Origin of the sequence: Microbacterium saccharophilum (assembly GCF_007992455.1) — a bacterium.
In the GTDB taxonomy this organism is placed as follows: Bacteria; Actinomycetota; Actinomycetes; order Actinomycetales; family Microbacteriaceae; genus Microbacterium; species Microbacterium saccharophilum.
Map to the genome: position 1 here is coordinate 13,888 of NZ_BKAH01000011.1, position 15,513 is coordinate 29,400.

General features: G+C 72.0%; 11 protein-coding genes. 4 read left to right on the forward strand and 7 right to left on the reverse strand.

Annotated elements, in window-relative coordinates:
* The first annotated feature begins 4 nt into the window (after window positions 1–4).
* From MSA03_RS10995 to MSA03_RS11005, 3 genes are all read left to right on the forward strand, one after another.
* Complete coding sequence (locus MSA03_RS10995) at window positions 5–1,528, forward strand: ATP-dependent DNA ligase (RefSeq protein ID WP_147051027.1); 1,524 nt, start codon at window positions 5–7, stop codon at window positions 1,526–1,528.
* A 37-nt stretch (window positions 1,529–1,565) separates the two neighbouring features.
* Window positions 1,566–2,369, forward strand: coding sequence for an endo alpha-1,4 polygalactosaminidase (locus MSA03_RS11000; protein ID WP_147051028.1), 804 nt, complete (start codon window positions 1,566–1,568; stop codon window positions 2,367–2,369).
* A 68-nt stretch (window positions 2,370–2,437) separates the two neighbouring features.
* Window positions 2,438–3,820, forward strand: coding sequence for an HNH endonuclease signature motif containing protein (locus MSA03_RS11005; protein ID WP_147051029.1), 1,383 nt, complete (start codon window positions 2,438–2,440; stop codon window positions 3,818–3,820).
* Between the two features lie 73 nt (window positions 3,821–3,893).
* On the opposite strand, the gene poxB is transcribed toward MSA03_RS11005, so the two are convergent.
* From poxB to MSA03_RS11040, 7 genes are all read right to left on the reverse strand, one after another.
* A complete protein-coding gene (gene poxB, locus MSA03_RS11010; protein WP_147051030.1) occupies window positions 3,894–5,624 on the reverse strand; it encodes a ubiquinone-dependent pyruvate dehydrogenase in 1,731 nt (576 codons plus the stop codon).
* Window positions 5,625–5,697: 73 nt separating this feature from the next.
* On the reverse strand, window positions 5,698–9,099 hold the full coding sequence (locus tag MSA03_RS11015) for an error-prone DNA polymerase (RefSeq protein ID WP_147051031.1): 3,402 nt from the start codon (window positions 9,097–9,099) through the stop codon (window positions 5,698–5,700).
* Window positions 9,099–10,628, reverse strand: a complete 1,530-nt coding sequence (locus MSA03_RS11020) for a DNA polymerase Y family protein (RefSeq protein ID WP_147051032.1) — start codon at window positions 10,626–10,628, stop codon at window positions 9,099–9,101. Before MSA03_RS11020 ends, MSA03_RS11015 begins: the two co-directional genes overlap by 1 nt.
* A gap of 1 nt (window position 10,629) precedes the next feature.
* Complete coding sequence (gene imuA', locus MSA03_RS11025; protein WP_244946408.1) at window positions 10,630–11,346, reverse strand: DnaE2-dependent mutagenesis accessory factor ImuA'; 717 nt, start codon at window positions 11,344–11,346, stop codon at window positions 10,630–10,632.
* A gap of 118 nt (window positions 11,347–11,464) precedes the next feature.
* A complete protein-coding gene (locus MSA03_RS11030) occupies window positions 11,465–11,962 on the reverse strand; it encodes an HNH endonuclease (protein WP_147051033.1) in 498 nt (165 codons plus the stop codon).
* 305 nt (window positions 11,963–12,267) lie between these two features.
* Window positions 12,268–13,116, reverse strand: a complete 849-nt coding sequence (locus MSA03_RS11035; RefSeq protein ID WP_231478548.1) for a M23 family metallopeptidase — start codon at window positions 13,114–13,116, stop codon at window positions 12,268–12,270.
* A gap of 302 nt (window positions 13,117–13,418) precedes the next feature.
* Window positions 13,419–14,141 (reverse strand): iron-dependent transcriptional repressor DtxR, encoded by a 723-nt coding sequence (locus MSA03_RS11040; RefSeq protein ID WP_147051034.1) that lies wholly within the window; start codon window positions 14,139–14,141, stop codon window positions 13,419–13,421.
* Window positions 14,142–14,239: 98 nt separating this feature from the next.
* On the opposite strand from MSA03_RS11040, the gene serC reads away from it, so the two are divergent.
* Window positions 14,240–15,358, forward strand: a complete 1,119-nt coding sequence (gene serC / locus MSA03_RS11045; RefSeq protein WP_147051035.1) for a phosphoserine transaminase — start codon at window positions 14,240–14,242, stop codon at window positions 15,356–15,358.
* Window positions 15,359–15,513: the final 155 nt, after the last annotated feature.

Genomic DNA, 15,513 nt, shown 5'->3' on the forward strand with positions numbered 1-15,513 from the left:
GCGGATGCTGCTGCACGAGGTCGTGATCACCACCGACGTCGTGGCGTCCACCACGTCACGGCTCGCGAAAGTCGACGCGCTGGCGGCACTGCTGCGGCTGCTCGAGACCGACGAGATCGCGCCGGCCATCGGGTTCCTCACCGCCAAGCCGCGGCAGGGCCGGATCGGCGTCGGGTGGCGCGGGCTGACGTCGCTCGAGGTCGATCATGCGGTGGAGCCGACGCTGACGGTGCTCGAGGTCGATGCCGCGCTCGAACGCCTCGCCGCGGCATCCGGCACCGGCTCGGCCGGCACGCGCCGCACCGAGCTCGACGCGCTGGCCGGGACGGCGACGGCGGCGGAGTGGGACTTCCTGGCCCGCGTCCTCCTCGGCGAGCTGCGCACCGGCGCGCTCGAGGGTGTCCTGCTCGACGCCGTCACGCGCGCGTCCGGGCAGCCGGCGGCTGTCGTGCGCCGAGCCGCGATGCTCTCCGGCGACCTCGGCGAGACGGCGCGCATCGCGCTGACAGGTGAGCCCGGCGAACTCGCGGAGGTCGGCCTCGTCGTCGGCCGCCCGGTGCTGCCGATGCTCGCCTCGACGGCGGGCTCGGTGGACGAGGCGATCACGACGATCGCGGGCGCGGCATCCGTGGAGTACAAGCTCGACGGCGCCCGCATCCAGGTGCATCGGGCGGGCGACCGGGTGCAGGTGTTCACGCGCAACCTCGCCGACATCACGCACCGGGTGCCCGAGCTCGTCGACATCGTGCGGGCGCTGCCGGTGGACGCCGTCATCCTCGACGGCGAGACGCTGTCGCTGGATGCCGACGGCGCTCCGCGCCCCTTCCAGGACACGATGTCGCGCTTCGGGTCGGAGACGATCAGCGAGACCCTGCTGCGGCCGTGGTTCTTCGACGTGCTCCACGTCGACGGGCGCGACCTGCTGGAAGCGCAGCTCGCGGAGCGGCAGCGCGAACTCGAGCGCATCGCCGGCGAGTGGCGGATGCCGGGCGTCATCACGGCGGACGCGGAGGTCGCCGCGCAGCTGTCGCGCGACGCGCTCGCGGCGGGGCACGAGGGTGTCGTCGTGAAGGCGCTCGACGCGCCGTACGCGGCGGGCAGGCGCGGGAAGAACTGGATCAAGATCAAGCCCGTGCTGACTTACGACCTCGTCGTGCTGGCGGTGGAGTGGGGGTCGGGCCGGCGCACCGGTCAGCTCTCCAACCTGCATCTCGGCGCGCTCGACCCGTCGGGGGAATTCGGGCCGCCGGGCGAGTTCGTCATGGTCGGGAAGACCTTCAAGGGACTGACCGACGAGCTGCTGCGCTGGCAGACCGCGCACTTCCCGACGATCGAGACGCACCGCAGCGCCCACGCCGTGCATGTGCGCCCGGTGACGGTCGTCGAGATCGCGATCGACGGCGTGCAGCGCTCGACCCGCTACCCCGGCGGGGTGGCGCTGCGCTTCGCGCGGGTGAAGGGGTATCGGCCGGACAAGAATCCGGACGAAGCCGACACGATCCAGACGCTCCGGGAGCTCCTGCGGTAGGCCCGCCGTGACCGGGCGCGTGCGATAGCGTCAGCGCATGGCTCCTCGTGGCATCCGTGTCGCCCTCACCGGCGCGGTCGCGGCTGTCCTGGCCGCGGTGCTCCTGACCGGCTGCACACCCGCCACGCCGGCGCCGCCGCCCTTGGGCGCCGCCTTCGACTATCAGCTCGGCGGCGCCTACGACCTCGATTCGGGAGTCGACGTCGTGGTGCGCGATCGCATCGCCCCGCCGGTCGCGGCCTACTCGATCTGCTACGTCAACGCGTTCCAGACGCAGCCGGGCGAGCGCGGCGACTGGCCGGATGAACTCCTCCTGCGGGATGCCTCGGGAGAGGTCGTGATCGATCCGGACTGGCCGGACGAGGCCCTCGTCGACACCTCCGACGCCGAGGCCGTCCTCGCGGTCGTGAGCCCGTGGATCCGCGGCTGCGCAGACGACGGATTCGACGCCGTCGAGTTCGACAACCTCGACAGCTACGCGCGTTCGGGTGGACTGCTGACACGCGGGGATGCCATCGTGCTCGCACGACGCCTCGTCGACGTCGCGCACGCCGCGGGGCTCGCGGCGGCACAGAAGAACGCCGCCGAGGACGCGGCGGTTCTGCACTCGTCCTCGCACTTCGACTTCGCGATCGCCGAGGAGTGCGCGGCCTTCCGCGAGTGCGAGGCGTACACCGACGTGTACGGGGATGACGTGCTCGACGTGGAGTACGCCGATGGGCTCGACGTGCCGTTCCGCGTCGTGTGCACGTTCCGCGAGCGGCCCCGCGCGATGATCCTCCGCGACCGACAGCTCGTCACCCCGGACGATCCGGCGTATGTGTACGAGCGCTGTCGCTGAGCGGGTTCTCAGGGCCTGGGATGTCGTCACGATGTTCCAATGTCGGAGGCCCTCTCTAGCATCTACTTATGGAGCTTTCGACGAAGGGCGACGGGACGCAGGACCTCTGGTCCGATCCCGCGCTCGTCGATGCGTACCTTGAGATGCGCGCCCGGGAGTACGAGGATCGGCTGACCTGGGGCGACCACGACGAGGCTGACGTCGAACCACCGGCCCTTCCTCCGGCATCCCTGGAGGACGAACTCCGAGAAGCGGAGAACGCCGTCCGCGCGAGCCGGCTCATGTCCGCGGCGCAGGACGAGATGTTCCACGGCGTGCTCCTGCGCGCGGCTGCCGACACGGTCCCCTGGCTCGGCCCCGACCCCACGCTCGACCCTGCCTGGATTCCTCCGCGCGGTGAGAGCATCGCCGCGGTCCGCGCCCGGCGACGCAGCCTCGCTGTGCGATCGGCGGCCGCCGACCTCAGCCTCCGCCTGCATGTCTCCGAGAATCACGTGCGCACCCGCGCGCATCGCGCCGAGGTGCTGAAGCGACGCTGCCCCGCCGTCTGGGCCGCGTACCGAGACGGATCGGTCCCCGAGCAGAACGCGGCGACGATCGCCGAGCTCGCCGCGAGCCTTCCGGCCGACCCGGAGATCTGGCAGGCGTTCGACGAGGGCGTCGCCGGGCCCGCGCAGGAACTCAGCCTCGGTCGCCTCCGCCGACGCGCGCGGGCGCTGCGCGAGCGCATCCACCCCGAGTCGATCGATGAGCGCCACGCGCGCGCCGCCGAGGATCGCGCGGCCTGGTTCGACTACGACGTCGACGGCATGGGGACGATCCTCGTCTCGGCGCCGGCCGCGAAGGTCAAGGCGATCGAGGAGCGCGTCGAGGACAATGCTCGCCACCTCGCCGCGCAGCCGGACGAACAGCGCACGCTCCCGCAGCTCCGCGCCGACGTCGCCTGCGACCTGCTGCTGACCGGTGACCTCGGCCTCGGCGTCACCTCGACGGTCCGCGTCACCGTGCCGGTCATGACGCTGCTCGGCCACTCCGACGAGCCTGCGACCCTCGACGGTGTCGGTCCCATCGATCGCGACACCGCCCGCCGCCTCGCCGGGGGTGCGACAAGCTGGATTCGCGTGCTCACCGACCCGATCTCCGGCACCGTGCTCTCCGTCGACCGCACGACCCGTCGCGTCCCGCGGGACCTGCAGCGCCTCCTCGGCGTCCTCTACCCGACGTGCACCTTCCCGGGGTGCCTCCGCCCCGCGCATCGCTGCGACATCGACCATCGCACCCGCTGGACCGACGGCGGCGCCACCTCAGCGGACAATCTCGGGCCGCTCTGCCCGCACCATCACCCCCTCAAGGACGAGACGCGCTGGTCTGTAGTGCCGAACGGCACCGGCACCCTCACCTGGACGAGCCCGACGGGCGTCGTCACCGCCACCGACCCGCCGCCGTTCTGATTGGGCCGACTCACGTCACCCACCGCACGGCCCCGCAGCACTCCCCGTAGGATCCCCGGCGCGCCCACCGCCCCTACTTGAAGATCCGCCGCCACACGTTCGTGTCCGCGAGGTCGAGCAGCTCGTCACCCCGCCCGGACAGCACCGTCTTGAGCGCCCACATCGTGAAGCCCTTCGCCTGCGCGAGCGTGATGGCCGGCGGGATCGACAGCTCCTCCCTCGCCGTGACGACGTCGATCAGCACGGGGCCACCGCTCGCGAACGCGGCCTCGAGGGCGGGCCGCAGCTCCGTCCCCTTCTCCACACGGATGCCGGTGATCCCCATGGCCTGCGCGACGTCCGCGAAGTTCGGGTTCTTCAGCTCGGTGCCGAACGTGACGATCCCGGCGGCCTTCATCTCCAGCTCGATGAAGTTCAGCGACGAGTTGTTGAACACGACGACGATCACCGGCAAATCGTTCTGCCGGGCGGAGAGCAGGTCGCCGAGCATCATCGCGAGCCCGCCGTCGCCCGCGAGCGCGATCACCTGCCGCGTCCGGTCAGCGGCCTTGGCGCCGAGAGCCTGCGGCAGGGCGTTCGCCATCGACCCGTGCACGAACGAGCCGAGCAGCCGCCGATCCCGCGTCATCGTCAGGTAGCGCGCCGCCCAGATCACCGGGCTGCCGACATCCGCCGTGAAGACGGCATCCGGCGCGGCCATCTCGTCGATCATCCGCGTCACGAACTGCGGATGCAGCGGCGTCTTGCCATCGTCGACGGCGAGGTCATCGAGCTGACGCCGGGTCTTCGCGTAGTGGTCGACGCTGTCGTTCAGATGCTTGCCACTGCGCCCCGACGCGACGAGCGGCAGCAGCGCCAGCGCGGTCTCGCGGACTCCCCCGACGACGCCGACGTCGATGGGGGTGCGCTTGCCGAGCTGCTCGCCGCGGATGTCGACCTGCACGATCTGCGCCTTCTCCGGGAAGAACTGCCGGTACGGGAAGTCGGTGCCGAGCATGAGCAGCGCGTCGCACTTCTCCATCGCCCGGTAGCCCGACGCGAAGCCGAGGAGTCCCGTCATCCCGACGTCGTACGGGTTCTCCCACTCGATGTGCTCCTTGCCGCGCAGGGCATGCACGATCGGCGCCTGCAGCGCCTCGGCGAGCGCGATCACCTCATCGTGCGCGTCGGCGACACCCGCCCCCGCGAGGATCGTCACCTTCTTCGCCCCGTTGAGCACGTCGGCGGCGGCGCGCAGCTCGGACTCCACCGGCACGACCTCGCTGAGCGCGCGGCGGATCGGCGCGGTCGGACGGCGGTCGGGGGCGTCCTGGAAGAACAGGTCCCCCGGCACCGTGACGACCGCGACTCCGCGCTTCTCCACGGCGGAGCGCATCGCGATCTCCAGCACCCACGGCAGCTGCGCGGGGTCGCCGACGAGCTCGGAGTAGACGCTGCACTCCCGGAACAGCTCCTGCGGGTGCGTCTCCTGGAAGTAGCCGCCGCCGATCTCGGCCGACGGGATGTGCGAGGCGATCGCCAGCACCGGCACCCGGTTGCGGTTCGCGTCGAAGAGCCCGTTGATGAAGTGCAGGTTGCCCGGGCCGCTCGACCCGGCGACGACGGCGAGCTCCCCGGTCAGTTCGGCATCCGCTCCGGCGGCGAAGGCGGCGGCCTCCTCGTGCCGCATGTGCAGCCAGTCGATCCGCCCGTCGCGCCGCAGCGCATCGGTGAACGCGTTCAGCGAGTCGCCGGCGAGCCCCCAGACGCGGGTCACTCCGGCTCGGACGAGGGTGTCGATGAAGAACTCCGCGACGTTGGGCATGCGCGCCACGGTACGCCGCGGGCGGCGGCAGCCCCAGGCCCTTGCGGACGAGGCCCGGACGTGACAGGGCGTCTCACCGGAAGTCGCGCGAGCGGTGCTGCACCCCCACACGGAGGTCGTCGAAGCGGTCGGCCAGCAGGTTCGTCACCCCCTCCGTCGAGCGTTCCAGGATGCCGCGGGCGATGAGCGCGGGGCTGTCGCGCAGCACCCGGCGATACCGGTTCCACACGCCGGTGGAGCAGATGACGTTGACGAGCCCGTGCTCGTCCTCGAGGTTCAGGAACGTGACACCGGATGCCGTCGCCGGGCGCTGCCGGTGCGTGACGAGCCCGGCGACCTCGACGCGGCGCCCGCTCTCGTGCGTGCGCAGCTCGCGGGAGGAGAGCACCCCGCGCGCATCGAGCTCGGACCGGTAGTGCGTCATGGGGTGGTCGTCGGTGGAGATCCCGGTGGCCCACAGGTCGGCGGCGAGGGTCTCGTAGCTCGTCGGATCGGGGAAGAGCGGCGGCTGCACGGCCACGAGCGAGTCCGGCAGGAACTCGATGCGGTCCTGCGCGGCATCCCCCGCCAGCCAGATGCCCTCCCGCCGCGTGACGCCGAGGCACTCGAACGCGCCTGCCGTCGCGAGCGCCTCCAGCTGCGCCGTGTTCGCACCCGTCCGCCGCACGAGATCGCGGAGGTCGCGGTACGGCCCGCGGGCATCGCGCTCCGCGACGATCCGCTCCGCGAGCCGCGCGCCGATGCCGGTGACGGCGGCAAGGCCCAGGCGCACGGCGAACGCGCCGTCCCGGCGGTGCGCGGCCGACTCGTCCGGCGCGTCGATGTCGAACGGGGCGACCGGCGGCTGCATCCGCTCGGCGCACGCGTCGCGGCCGGTCGGCGCGCCCGCGACACCGCCCGCGAGCACCTCCAGCCCCGCCTCCACCCCTGACCGCAGCAGGTCGGGGCGGCGCACCTCCACGCCGTGCCGGCGCGCGTCGGCGACGAGGGTCGCGGGCGAATAGAAGCCCATCGGCTGGGCGCGCAGGAGCCCCGCGAGGAAGACGCCCGGGTAGTGCAGCTTGAGCCACGACGACGCGTACACGAGCAGCCCGAACGACAGCGAGTGGCTCTCCGCGAACCCGAAGTTCGCGAACGCCTGGATCTTCGTATAGATGTCGTCGGCGACCTCGCCGACGAGCCCGTTCTCCGCCATCCCGGCGTACAGCTTGCGCTTGAGCGAGTCGATGCGCTCGATGCCGCGCTTGGAGCCCATCGCGCGGCGCAGCAGATCGGCATCCTCCCCCGTCAGCCCGCCGACCGCCATCCCCATCTGCATGAGCTGCTCCTGGAAGACCGGGATGCCGAGGGTGCGCTCCAGCACCGGCCGGAGCTTCTCGTGCGCGTACGTGACCTCCTCGCGCCCGAGCTTCCGCCGCACGTACGGATGCACGGCGCCGCCCTGGATGGGCCCGGGGCGGACGAGCGCGATCTCGATCACGAGGTCGTAGAACCGGCGCGGCTGCAGGCGCGGCAGCAGCCCCATCTGCGCGCGCGACTCCACCTGGAACACCCCGATCGAGTCCGCCCGGCACAGCATGTCGTAGACGGCCTGCTCCTCCTTCGGCATCGTCGCGAGCTCCCACCGCTCCCCCGTGGCGTCCTCGATCATGTCGAAGCAGTACTGCAGCGCCGCGAGCATCCCGAGCCCCAGCAGGTCGAACTTCACCAGGCCCATCCACGCGGCGTCGTCCTTGTCCCACTGGATGACGGTGCGGTCCGCCATGCGCGCGTGCTCGATCGGGACGACCTCGCCGACGGGCCGGTCGGTGAGCACCATCCCGCCGGAATGGATGCCGAGGTGCCGCGGCGCCTTCAGCAGCTCGGACGCGTACTCGATCACGCGGTCGGGGATGTCGTGGTCGGGCCCGGACTCGAGCATCGCCCCCCACCGCTCCACCTGCTTCGACCACGCATCCTGCTGCCCCGGCGAATGCCCGAGCGCCTTCGCCATGTCGCGGACGGCGTTCTTCGGCCGGTACTGGATGACGTTCGCGACCTGCGCCGCCCGCTCCCGCCCGTATGTGGCGTACACCCACTGGATGATCTCCTCCCGGCGGTCGGAGTCGAAGTCCACGTCGATGTCGGGCTCCTCGTCGCGCAGCGCGGAGAGGAACCGCTCGAACGGCAGCTGGTAGAAGATCGAGTCGATCGCCGTGATGTCCAGCAGGTAGCAGACGGCGCTGTTGGCCGCCGAGCCGCGACCCTGGCACAGGATGCCGCGGCGCCGCGCCTCTTGCACGATCCCGTAGACGATGAGGAAGTACCCCGGGAAGTCCTTCTGCTCGATGACGGCGAGCTCCCGCTCGATGCGCGCCCGGTCCTTCTCCGGCAGGTCGGGGTACTTGCGCGGCACCGCGTCCCACACGAGCTTCCGCAGCCACGTCATGGGCGTGTGCCCCTCCGGGACCGGCAGCTTCGGCAGTGCGGGCTTCGCACGCCGCAGCGGAAAGGCCAGCTCGTCGGCGAGCTCGACGGTGCGAGCGACGGCGCCCGGGTAGCGGCGGAACCGCCGCGCCATCTCCGCCCCGGAGCGCAGGTGCGCGCCGGCGTGCGAGGGCAGCCACCCGTCGAGCTCGTCGAGCCCCCGGTTCGCGCGGACGGCGGCGACGGCCGCGGCCAGCTGCACCTTCTCCGGCACGGCGTAGTGCACGTTGTTGCTCGCGAGGACCGGCAACCCCCGCTCCCGGGCGAGCGCGGCCAGCAGGTCGTTGTCGCGGGAGTCGGTGGGGTTCCCGTGGTCGATGAGCTCGACGTTGACGGCGTCCGGCCCGAACAGCGCGACGAGCCGGTCGAGCGCCTCGGCGGCCGCGGCGGGTCCGCCGGCGGCGAGCGCCTGCCGGACCGTGCCCTTCCGGCATCCGGTGAGGATCGCCCAGTGCTCCCCGCCCTGCGCGGCCAGCTCGTCGAGGTCGTAGAGCGGCCGGCCCTTCTCCTGCCCGGCGAGCTGGGCGTGGGTGATCGCGGCGGCGAGCCGGTGATACCCCTCCTCCCCGCGGGCGAGGACGAGCAGGTGGGACCCGACCGGGTCGGGCTCGCCGTTCTGCGGCTTCGGGAGGTCGAGCGACAGCTCCGCCCCGAATACCGTCTTCACCGCGAGGTGCTCGGCGGCCTCGGCGAAGCGGACGATGCCGTAGAACCCGTCGTGGTCGGTCACCGCGAGCGCATGCAGGCCGAGCCGTTCGGCCTCCTCGGCGAGCTCCTCCGGCGAGGATGCGCCGTCGAGGAATGAGAACGACGAGTGCGCGTGCAGCTCGGCGTACGGGATCGCGGTCTCGGGACGCTCGATAGGCGGCGGTGCGTACTTCCCGCGCTTGCGCGACCAGGCGGGGCTGTCGCCGCCGTCGGCGTTCGCGGGGGTGCCCTCGGGGCGGCGCCGGTCGCTGAGCACCCGTTCCATCTCCGACCACGGCACGGCGGGGTTGTGGAAGCCCATCAGTCGTACAGCCCTTCGGCGTGCCAGACGCCCTCCTCGCACACGAGCAGCCACGCGGTCTGCGTCATGTCGACGACCTGGAAGCGGTGCGCGCGCCGCGCCCGCGCATCCCACCCCCGTTCGATGACCGGCCAGGGGCCCGCCCACGTCCCGATCGCGCGGGACCTGCCGCCCGCGACGAGGGCGGCGGGGGATGCCGTGAGCTCGCCGCGGCCGTCGACGGCGACCATGTCGCCGTCCTGGTCGACCACGGCGACGGGCACCTGCTCGGCGAACACCGTCGCCGGCAGCGGATCGGGCAGGCTCCCCGGCCACGGCCGGTCGCGCGTCTGCGCGCCGACGGGCCGGTCGCCCCACGGCACGAGCATCTGCCGCTCGGCGAGCCACCGGCCGCCGCCGACGGCGGGCATGAGCACGCCCCGGTGCCCGAGCATCGCCTGCACGCGGGACAGGGCGTGGTGCACGCGCTCCTCCGGGCCGGAGCCGAACAGGGTCGCGGTGTGGTGCGCGGCGGCGTCGACCCCCTCCGGAGCGATCCGCACCCGCGCGACGGGGCTCTTGAGCCCCTGTTCGGCGAGCTGCCAGCGCACCCGGTCCACGACGGCGGCCGCGTCGAAGGCTCCGGGATGCAGCCACACCCGGTCGCTGCGGTCGCCCCGGTCGCCGGTGAGCACGACCCGCAGCTCCGTGCAGACGAGGTCGACGGCGCCGAGCCCCGCGATGAACTCCTCCGCCGCGATGCGCATGCCGAACGCGACCTGCTCGGCCAGCTCCAGCGGCGGCTCGAAGGAGACCTCGCGGTGCAGCTCCGGCGGCGGGGTGCGCGGCGTCACGGGGCGGGAATCCGATCCGGCGGCCAGCGCGTGCAGCCGCGCCCCGCGCGGCCCGAACCGCTCGACGAGACGCTCCGGCGCCATCTCCGCCACCTGCCCGAGGGTCCGCACCCCGAGCCGCGCGAAGAGGTCGACGACGTCGTCCTCCAGCGCCGTCACCGGCAGCGGAGCGAGGAACGCGGCGGACTCCCCCGGCGGCACGATCCGCAGCGGATCCTCCCGCCGCGTCCCGGCACGCGCGGCCTGCTCGGCGGTGAACGGCCCGTCGGCGATGCCGGCGCGGACATCGGCCAGCCCCGCATCGGCGAGCGCGCCGACGAGCACCGTCGCGGCGGCCGCCTCGCCGCCGTAGAAGCGAGATGGGCCGCGGGCGCGCAGGGCGCACAGCCCGGGCTGCAGCAGCTGCACGCCCGGCGCGAGCTCTTCGAGCCGGGCGATGAGCGGTGCGAACGCGCGGTGGTCGCGCGCCTCGTCGGCCTCGACCACGAGGAGGTGCGGGCAGCGCGCCTGCGCGTCACGCCGGCGCTGCCCGCGCCGGACGCCCTCGGCGCGGGCCGCCGCCGAGCACGCCGCGACGGCGCCCTTCGCGAACACCGCGATCGGCAGGCCCGGGTCGGGTGGATCGTCGCCGTCGCGGGTGAGGGCGACGACCGGCCAGTCCGGCACCCACACGATGAGGCTGCGGAGGGGCTCCATCTCAGCCCACCGCCCGCATCGGCATCGGGGTCGGCGCCGGTGTCCAGGTCGGCGCCGACTCCGGGCGTCTCCGGTCGTCCCGCATCGGCGCGACCGTGCCGTCCGGCGCGGGCAGCAGCATCCGCTCGGAACGGGGGGTCGGGAACCGGCGACTGGAGACGGTCACGGTCAGCTCGCGCGCCGACAGCATCCCGTACCCGTCGCCGAGACCCGACCACCGCGGCTCGGCGACGTCGATCATCGCCTCGGTCTGCGGCCACGGCCCCTGCACGAGCAGCACCGACCCGCGCTCCCGCATGCGGGCGGCGAGGCGGGAGATGTCGGCATCCTTCGCCCGCGCGGGCGGGCGCACCACGACGAGCGGGAGCACTTCGGCGATCGTCGCCGTCACGACCATCCAGCGCTGCCCCGGATCGGGGATCAGCACGAGACGCGACAGGTCGACGCCGACCTTCTCGGCCGCCTCGGCCCCGAACCCGGGCACGCCCACGACCCCGCACCACGACCCGGCCTGCGAGGGCTGGGCGAGCAGCGCGAACAGCAGCGACATCGACGAGCCCAGCGAATACGATGACCCGGGCCGCAGCCCGCGTCCCGGCAGCAGCCCCGCCAGCGCCGGATGCGTCGGCAGCACGGGCGCGTCCATGCGGCGCCCCTGCACCTTCTCCAGCTGGGCGCGCAGTCGCTGCACCTCCTGCACCGCAGCCGCATTCCGCACGATCGTCCTCACTTCAACAGCTTAGAACCTATGTTCTAGTTCCTCAATGCTGTCTTCGAAGATACGGACGACCTCCGACATCGGCATCCGTGCGGAGGATGCCGGCCGAATCGGGCGGTCAGGCGGCCAGCGCCAGGTACGGCTCCCAGACCGGATCGCCGCGTTCGGTGCCGCGGACCGTCCACTGCGCGCCGCGCGGCGGCTGCGGGATGATGCGCAGCTGCCAGCCCATCTCCTGCGGCGTGCGGCTGCCCTTGGCGTTGTTGCACCGGAGGCAGCAGGCGACGAGGTTCTCCCAGGAGTCCGCCCCGCCACGCGAGCGCGGCAGCACGTGGTCGATCGTCGTGGCGCTCTTCGCGCAGTACCCGCAGCGGTGCCCGTCACGGCGCAGCACGCCGCGCCGCGTCACGGGGACGCGCCGGGCGCCGGGCACCCGCACGTATCTGGTCAGCAGGATCACCGCCGGTCGGTCGTAGGAGGCGCGGGTTCCCCAGACGGGATCACCGTCCACCCGTTCGATCACGGTCGCCTTGTCGTTCATCACGAGCACGAGGGCTCGTTTGAACGACACGACGGCCAGCGGTTCATATCCTGCGTTCAGCACCAGGGTGCGCATGCGGTGTCCTCTCGAACGGCCGTGACGGCTTCAGCGGTTGTTCGTTGCGGCGATCACGTTCCCCGAGGAGAGTGCAGGCACGAAAAAAGGCGCTGTCACGAAGACAGCGCCTTGCTCCCACGACGGATGTCGCGGCATTCGTGCACACGATGACGAAGGACATAGCGACCTAGCGCATTCACGGTTCGAATGCGGGGTACTGCGTCCATCGGCTCCCCCTCGGCTCACGCGAGCGTCGGGATCAGGGTAATACAGCCTGGGGACACCGGGCCCGAAACGCCCGAGGGAATCCTCGTGTCGCGAGATCAGCCGGCGTTGGCGGCGAGGAAGCCCTCGGCGTTGACCCAGGAGCCGCCGACGTAGATCTCGAGGTGCAGGTGGGTGCCGAAGGCACGTCCGGTGTCGCTGACCTGACCGATCAGCTGCCCGGCCGACACGGTCTCGCCGACCGTGACGCGCCGCGTGCCGTAGCCCATGTGGGCGTACAGCGACGTGACGGTGCGGCCGCCGATGTTGTGCGCGATCTTCACGTACACGCCCCAACCCGGGCCACTCTCGCTGGAGGCGACGACGACGCCGTCGGCGATCGCGTAGATCGGGGTGCCGCGGGCGACCATGTAGTCGGTGCCCTTGTGGCCGGCGTACGGGGTGCCGAAGTTGTCGAAGTGCGGCAGGGGACGCACGACCGATCCCGCGGCGGCGATCGACGCCGGGACGTCCATGCTCATGGAGGAGCTGCTCGAGCTCCTGCTGCTGGCGACGGAGGCGGCGGCCAGACGGGCGGCGAGCGCCTTCTTCGCGGCTTCCTCGGCCTTCGTCTTGTTGATCTCCTCGGGCGTGGTGGCCGAGTATCCGCCGCGGGCGAGCGCCTCCGGGGTCGCCTCGGAGGCGACGACGAGGTTCTGCGCGTTCTCTGCGGCGACCTGCTGCAGCGTCACGGCTTCGGCGGTCGCGCCGCGGGACGCGGCGAAGGCGGGGATCGCGACGGTGGCGACGAGGCCGGCGACGGCGGTGACCGTCAGCAGGCTGCGCACGGGGTGCACGGTGCGCGTGCGGGGACGAGAACGTGCGGATGCCGTGGCGACGGCGGTGCTGCGCGCTTCCGGCGCGAGCGGAGTCTGAGAAGCGGAGCGACGCGCCAGCAGACGGCGCACGCGGTCCCGCTTCAGGGGACTCGTCTCGTCGGTTTCGGGTGATTCCGACGACGAATCGATCTGTTCAGCCAAAAGTTCCTCCGGCGCCTCCGCGTTCGCACGCTGGCTCGTCGGTGATCAGTGTCAGGCACAGATGTACGGGTGTCACCACGCGAACGACGAGCCGGAGAGGCAATTCGTGCGGCGGTCCTGTGGCGGGCTTCTCGCCGTTGGACTTTTCGAGGCTACCGGAAGGTAACGAATATGTCACGCAGGAGGGGTGGTGCACATCAGGTTCTCCGGTGACTGCCAGATTCGGGCGGTCAGACCGACTCGACGGCGAGGCGCTCCCGTGCGTCCACCAGGAAGATGTGGGATGCCACTTCGACGGGCAGCTCGAGGCCTTCCTCGTTGCCGTCCATCTGGACGAGGACGTAGCCCTCGCTGAACCGGTACTCCCCCGACGCGCCCGGGACGACGCCCGCGGCGCGCAGCTGGATGAGCAGCTCCGGGTCGACCTGCACGGGCTCGGCGAGCCGCCGCACCGTGCCGACGACGGGTCCGCCGACCTGCTCCAGCAGCCGCACGAGTCCGACGACGCCCTCGTCGAACGTGCGCGCCGGCATGTCGCCGAGCTGGTCGAGGCCCGGGATCGGGTTGCCGTACGGCGATTCGGTGGGGTGGTCGAGAAGTTCGATGAGGCGCCGCTCGACGAGCTCGCTCATGACGTGCTCCCAGCGGCACGCCTCCTCGTGCACGTACGCCCAGTCCAGGCCGATGACATCGCTGAGGAGGCGCTCCGCGAGGCGGTGCTTGCGCATGACGTCGACGGCCTTCTGCCGACCGGCGCCGGTGAGCTCGAGCCGGCGGTCCTCCGACACCACGACGAGCCCGTCGCGCTCCATGCGCCCGATCGTCTGCGACACGGTGGGTCCGGAGTGGCCGAGCCGCTCGGAGATGCGGGCGCGGAGGGGGATGATGCCCTCCTCCTCGAGCTCGAGGATGGTGCGCAGGTACATCTCGGTGGTGTCGATCAAGTCGGTCATTCGGTGCCTTCGTGCGCGTCGGGACAGTCCCCGCCAGCCTATCGGCTCGGGGCGTAACGGGAACGGGGAGGGGCCTGCGCCGGATCTAGACTCAAGACATGGCCCACGTGACGCTGCCTCGCGAGATTCTGCCCGCCGACGGACGATTCGGCTGCGGCCCGTCCAAGATCCGCGAGGAGCAGATGGCCTCGCTCGCCGGCCCCGGCGCCGTGTTGATGGGCACCTCGCACCGCCAGCCTGCCGTGAAGAACCTCGTCGGCCAGGTCCGCGCCGGCCTCTCCGACCTGCTCCGCCTGCCGGAGGGCTACGAGATCATCCTCGGCAACGGCGGCTCCACCGCGTTCTGGGATGCCGCCGCGTTCGGTCTCATCGACAAGCGCGCGCAGAACCTCGTCTTCGGCGAGTTCGGCGGCAAGTTCGCCGCCGCCGCCGGCGCCCCGTGGCTCGAGACGCCCGACGTCCGCAAGGCGGAGCCCGGCACGAGCACGACGGCGGAGGCCGTGGAGGGCGTCGACGTCTACGCGTGGCCGCACAACGAGACCTCGACGGGTGTCGCCACCGAGGTCACCCGCGTGCACGGCGACGAGGGCGCGCTGACCGTCATCGACGCGACGAGCGCCGCCGGCGGCATCAACCTCCGCGTGTCGGAGAGCGACGTCTACTACTTCGCGCCGCAGAAGAACCTCGGCTCCGACGGCGGCCTCTGGTTCGCCGCGGTCTCCCCGGCCGCGATCGAGCGCATCGAGCGCATCGCGGCATCCGGTCGCTACATCCCCGAGTTCCTGAGCCTGAAGAACGCGGTCGACAACTCGCGCCTCAACCAGACGCTCAACACCCCCGCCGTCGCGACGCTGCACCTGCTGGACAAGCAGCTCGAGTGGATCAACGGCAACGGCGGCCTCGGCTGGGCGAGCGAGCGCACCGCGGAATCCTCCGGCGCCCTCTACGACTGGGCCGAGGCCTCGAGCTTCGCGACGCCGTTCGTCGCGAACCCGGCCGACCGCTCCCCCGTCGTCGTGACGATCGACTTCGACGACTCGGTCGATGCGGCCGCGGTCGCCAAGAGCCTGCGCGCCAACGGCATCCTCGACACGGAGCCGTACCGCAAGCTCGGCCGCAACCAGCTGCGCATCGCGACGTTCGTCTCGATCGAGCCCGACGACGTGCGCCGGCTCATCCAGTGCATCGACTACACCGTGGAGCACCTGGCCGACTGAGCCCGCGCGCAGCGCGCGCGTCGCGCCCGGCGCGACCCGACTGCGTACTCACGGCGCCCGGCGCGCCTCTCGCGGCGCCGAGAAACCACATCCGGCATGACACACACGCCCACGCGTGGTTTCTCACGCAGGATGTGGTTTCTCACGCAGGATGT